4 protein-coding genes are annotated in these 5,145 nt (G+C 62.8%); 1 reads left to right on the top strand and 3 read right to left on the bottom strand.

Annotated features, from left to right (window positions below; translation table 11 throughout):
* A partial coding sequence (locus tag Vqi01_RS29920; RefSeq protein ID WP_204038483.1) for a transposase occupies positions 1-458 on the top strand: 458 nt, incomplete at its 5' end.
* Positions 459-523: 65 nt separating this feature from the next.
* On the opposite strand, the gene Vqi01_RS29915 is transcribed toward Vqi01_RS29920, so the two are convergent.
* The 3 genes from Vqi01_RS29915 to Vqi01_RS29905 all read right to left on the bottom strand — a co-directional run bounded on the left by Vqi01_RS29915 (position 524) and on the right by Vqi01_RS29905 (position 4,572).
* Positions 524-1,129, bottom strand: a complete 606-nt coding sequence (locus Vqi01_RS29915; protein ID WP_204038482.1) for a hypothetical protein — start codon at positions 1,127-1,129, stop codon at positions 524-526.
* 286 nt (positions 1,130-1,415) lie between these two features.
* Complete coding sequence (locus tag Vqi01_RS29910) at positions 1,416-2,882, bottom strand: PIN-like domain-containing protein (protein ID WP_204038481.1); 1,467 nt, start codon at positions 2,880-2,882, stop codon at positions 1,416-1,418.
* Between the two features lie 1,168 nt (positions 2,883-4,050).
* Entirely contained in the window at positions 4,051-4,572 is a 522-nt protein-coding gene (locus Vqi01_RS29905) for a P-loop NTPase family protein (RefSeq protein WP_204038480.1), read from the bottom strand.
* Positions 4,573-5,145 lie beyond the last annotated feature (573 nt).

The following is a 5,145-nucleotide window of genomic DNA, read 5'->3' as shown; positions in this document are numbered from 1 at the left end:
CAGGACTCGCCCGACGGGCCACCGCCCTGACCGAGGAGATCACCACCCTGGACCGGCAACTCACCCCGCTGGTCCGTCGAGCCGCACCCCGCACCAGCGCCCTGTTCGGCGTCGGCACCGACGTCGCCGCGCAACTGCTCACCACCGCCGGCGACAACCCCGACCGGCTCCGCTCCGAAGCCGCACTGGCCCACCTCTGCGGCGCAGCCCCCATCCCCGCCAGCTCCGGACGAGTACGCCGCCACCGCCTCCACCGAGAAGGCGACCGCGGCGCCAACCACGCCCTACACACCATCGCCCTCTGCCGCCTACGCTACGACCAGAGAACCCGCACCTACCTCCACCGACGCATCTCAGAGGGCCTCAGCAAGCAAGAGATCCTCCGCTGCCTCAAGCGCTACATCGTCCGCGACGTCTACACCGCCCTCCGCGCCGACTTCGCCGCCCTCACCCCTTGACCTCCATAGGAGCATCGGGATGGCAGGGGTGTACCGCAGGGAAGCCGCCAGCTGTGACGGCGTGCTCACCATAGCGCGTTGCGTACAGCGAACTCGGTCAGATCCGCCTCAATCTCGCCCAGCTTGCCCACGACACCGTTGGCGAGTGCCCAGGAAACGAACTCGGCAAACGCGATCCTCGCAATGCTCTCGCTAGAGCTGCTGCCGCCCCAGCCGGCCGTGTATCTCCACCAGTACTGGTACAGATGACCATCGACCCCGAGTACGAGGCGAAGAGAGCTGCTGCTGCTATGCGGGCTGTCGTATTCGCTGTAGGAACTCGACTTCAGGTCCGCGATCGTCCAACCCCTCACGACAGGACCGTTAGGCACCGCCTTCTTTCCGCTTCCCCACAGCTTGTTTACCCATCGCGTAGGTTGGCACGCGACCGTGGGGGCGAGGCCCGTGGCTACGGCCTGACGTGCCACCAATGGGGCTAGCTCCGCAAGCCGGGATGCCACAGAACCATAGATCTCATGTGCCCGCCGAACCCTTTCGGCAGCGGCTTCCGCTGCCTCCCGCTCTGCGGCGCGGGCCGCCTGTTGTTCTGTCAGTGCCTCTGCCCGTTCCTGCGCTTGCCGCTCAGCGCTCAGCTTCCGAACCTTCTGGACAAACTCGCGATCGTTGGTCATGACCGTCCTTCTTTCTGGCTCGCAACGCTACGCGACCATTGTGGCAGGCCGACCACTCCGAGGGTTCGCCCAAAATTTTCCGTAGACAAGCGGCGTTGGCGGCGTGCCGTATAGCCATCTCAAGATCAACAGGCACAGATTCGGCACAGCTGAGGACGACAACGCATGCAAAATGTTCCTCATAGGCGCTGACGTATGTGTCCGGTTGGCCGCCTTGATCGCGGCTCTCAGCTGGTAAACGACGGACGAGTCGACGTGTATGCCCGCGCTACTCCGTCGAGCCGCACTAATAGGGCTTTTCCTGATCCTCCTCGGCCAGTCGATCCACTGATATAACAGCGTCTACCCCTAGGTAAATTTGCAGGAGACGTAGCAAGTCTTGACCCTCAATGAGTTCGATGCCGCTGCTTGTCGCATTCAGCCGAGCGTGGCTTGTGAACCGGCTAGTGGTAATGAATTTACCGCGATTTGCACCGGCGGCATCCATCGCTCCTATTAGGGCGAAGATCGGCTCAGTTCCAACGACGCGGGAGTATCTTTTGATCTGGACCAGGGTTGTGTCGTCCGAATTTTGGTGGTAGACGAGGACCATGTCGAAGCCAGAGTTCGCTATGCGGACGACATCGCCGATTTGCATTGCTTGCAAGAGTAGGACGACAAGGCTCTCGAACTTGGAAATTGGCAGCGCAAGCAAGTCAGGCTTTTCTGGCAGCGCTCGCGGATCACTCCCAAGAATTTCTTTCAGCTTGTCCGCCGTGTCTACCTTGACCTCTGACGAGCGTACTTCCTCCACGGTCTCAGGTGAAACGCGGCCTGGCAGGCGGGACTCTACGGCAGCTAAAAAGTCAGATAAGGTCATGAGCATGAGTTTGCTGCTGGTGTTGTCGTAGAACTCTTGCCGCAACTCGGGTCGAGCTGTCTCTGGCCGTCTTCTGTTGTCGAGCACCCACCAGTCCTCTTTGGCGTCAACCGTAATGAGCGTGACCGGGCGACGGTGCAGATTCTCAGACGCAAAGTCGATGAGTTGGCGCCAAAGGATGTAGTCGCCGGCAGCCAGATAAGGAGTGGATTTCTTGGCGGCGTCCTCGTATCCCGGAGGAATGCGGTTTGGGTATCGGAATTCCATGGCCTCCCGGACGAGCTCTGCAATTTGGCTCTGACTATAGGTTGGGCCGATCCGGCCTTGTGTGATTTCGTCGAGAGCGGTCAGCACTCGATCCTGAGCTTGCATGTCAGCCGGGCCGAGGTCATGCTCGGATTCGAGTTCCCTCAGCTCTAGTAGTGCCGGATCCATGACCCCTCGCAGCCTCCGCTTGAAGTCCTCGAGAGTCAGGCCGTGGGTGCTGGGCTCCCAGTCTCTTCTCGTCATATTCGCTTGTCGCAACGTGACTAGCTTGTCAATTGCCTTCTGCAGCTCGGCTGCGGCGTTCGAGCCAGATTGCTCGAGGATGCGCCTGGTCTCTCGGAACTGGCCGGTTCTCGTTGTTACTACGCTCGTCCTGTTGCGATGGAATTCGAGGGCCGCCTGGTGGGGGATCCAGATTCGTTCCCGGAGCTCCCGGAACAGGCCTAGGACTTGGTCGCGAGTAGCTGGTGTCACACGATACATATGCAGGAGTGTGCTTGCGTCCAAGGCGACAATGCCGTTTTGGATGAACTGGGCAGGATCGTTGTCGCGCGCCCACCACGCTTCAAAGCTTTCTGCTATGCCTTGCCCTGTTCCGTAAGGCCTTCTGCTCCGCGGCTGTGTCACCCTAGGTAAGGTACAGGTCTCGGTACATGCCGCACATGACTCTGTGCCCACTCCGGGCCGGGGCCCCGCCCGTTGGTTGCGTCAGTCTGCCTGTGGGACATGTGGGTAAGCGGGTGCGTCGACAGTGGCCGGGGGCATGGCCTGCGACGGTGCTCGCGCGTCGGCGTGGGCGAGGCCCGACGAGGGGCCCAGATGGACTGGATTGCCACGTCAGCAGGAAGTCAGCAAGAGGCGCACCGTCATCCGTCGTTAGGTGGCGTCCGACGGTGGCTGGCGTGCATGCGACGGCATCAGACGGCATCGGTCGACGTGCGGCGGCAGGCGAAATCGAAGTTCACACCGAAGAGGTCACTGGTTCGATCCCAGTATCGCCCACCATCGATATATGCAGGTCAGAAGCTCGTTGCCGGAAGAGTCGGTAACGAGCTTCTTGGCTGTCACCCCTTGAATTGGGAGCAGTTTGGGAGCAGGGTGGCGATGACGCGGGCCGGGCCCTCCCAGCCCGCCATTGACCCGCAGGCACTGCCGACCTTGTCCCACATTGGAGGTCGGGATACCACCGCTGAGTGCTCGCAGCGACTGCCACCCGATGGCAATGACGGCAACCACCCGAGGTCTTCGAACGGGTCGACGCCTTCTCTCACTGGTGCGGCCAACGGCCCTTCGTCTTCTTCAAACCCGCCAAGAACGACAAGGCCTGCTGCGGATGGAGTCGCACACGAACTCGGACACCTACTCCTGTACCACGACGCCGAGCCCGGCAGGCAGATCCTGGAACGCGAGGCCACCCGCGTTCGCCTCCGAGTTCCTCGCCCCCAGCACGCTCCTGGCCGACGAACTGCCACCCCGGCTCGACCTCGAACTCAAACGCCGCTGGGGCATCAGCCTCAAAACCCTCGTCTACCGGCGCCACGACCTCGGCATCTACCGCGACCACACCTACCGGCTCGGCATGAGCCTGCTCGTCCAATGGGGCTACCCTGAACCCGGCGACCTCGGCCCCCGCGAACAACCCCCCATTTTCAAGCGCCTTGATGCGCGATCCCAGTCTCCCGGTGCGACCTCATCTCTTCCACGCCTCACGCTTCTTCATCTCGGGTCACCGCGAACCAGATCTGGATCAAGGAACGGGTTAGCCGGCATGGGTCATCTCCCCATGCCGCGTCGGTCAGGTCATCGGCTGGGCTTGTTGTCGTATCCGTTCGATCAGTTGGTTGGCTTGGCGGCGGCTGGTGAGCGAGATCAGTCGGATGTGTGGCCCGTGTTCTCGGATGAGGTTCTGAAGGCGGGGTCGCATGGTGCGTCGGTAGCTGAGGATGTATCGGACGAAGTTCCAGGTGATCCGGTCGTAGACGCCGTCGGCCTGGTGCTGGCCACCCCGGTAGCGTCGGCGTCGCTGGGCGATGCCCCAGAGGCAGGTGGCGGCGGGAAGGTCGAGGAAGATCACGGTGTCGGCGGCGGCCAGCCGGATCGGCAGGGTGCCGGCGTAGTTGCCTTCGATGATCCAGCGCTCGCCGGTGACAAGTTTCTCCTGCTTGGCAGCGAACTCCTCCTGGGGCAGCGGGTTCCACTGCTCGTCGTAGAAGATCGCGTCGAGGTGGGTCAGCGGCGCGTCGAGGATCTGGGCGAGCTGCCGGGCAATGGTCGACTTGCCGCTGCCGCCGCAGCCGATGATGGCGATCCTGTCCATGGTCCTCCAGGGTAAGGGCGGTGCGGGGTGAGGTTGGGCGGACACGGCGGGTCATGACGGCACCGGTTCCGGATGGCGTAGGAGACGATCGAGCACGCCGAGCTGGGGGAGAGCCGGAATCCACCTGTGGGCGGTCCATTGCGCCATGTTTTGCAGCTCGATGGCGAGGAACTGGTTGGAGGACCACTCACCGGTCCCGCAAGGTCCCGCGAGAGACCGATCCGGCCACATGCCGCGAGGGGATCAATGAGGTAGCCATCGGCGAGTGAGCTTCAGCGTGAGCGTGCATGGTGGCGATCGCCCTCTTTGGGCTATCGCAATCCGCGAGTGGACCGGCGATCCGGCAGGCGAGGTGGACCGCCGCGAACACTGGCGGGGTCGATTGCCGCTTGCGCGGCGGTGCTGGCGACATCAACTGCCGTGGTCAGCGCATCCTATTCACCTCTTGCGCGTGGTCGGACGGGTGCCGTGGGGGCGGTCGTGGGATGGATGATGCGTGTCCACACTCGGGCTGCCCACCAGATCGCTACGGCGAGGGCGTAGCAGACGGCGAGGATGCCGGTGGATTGCGGG

Origin of the sequence: Micromonospora qiuiae, assembly GCF_016863555.1 — a bacterium.
Classification (GTDB): Bacteria; Actinomycetota; Actinomycetes; order Mycobacteriales; family Micromonosporaceae; genus Micromonospora; species Micromonospora qiuiae.
This window is presented reverse-complemented; position numbering and strand designations above follow the sequence as displayed.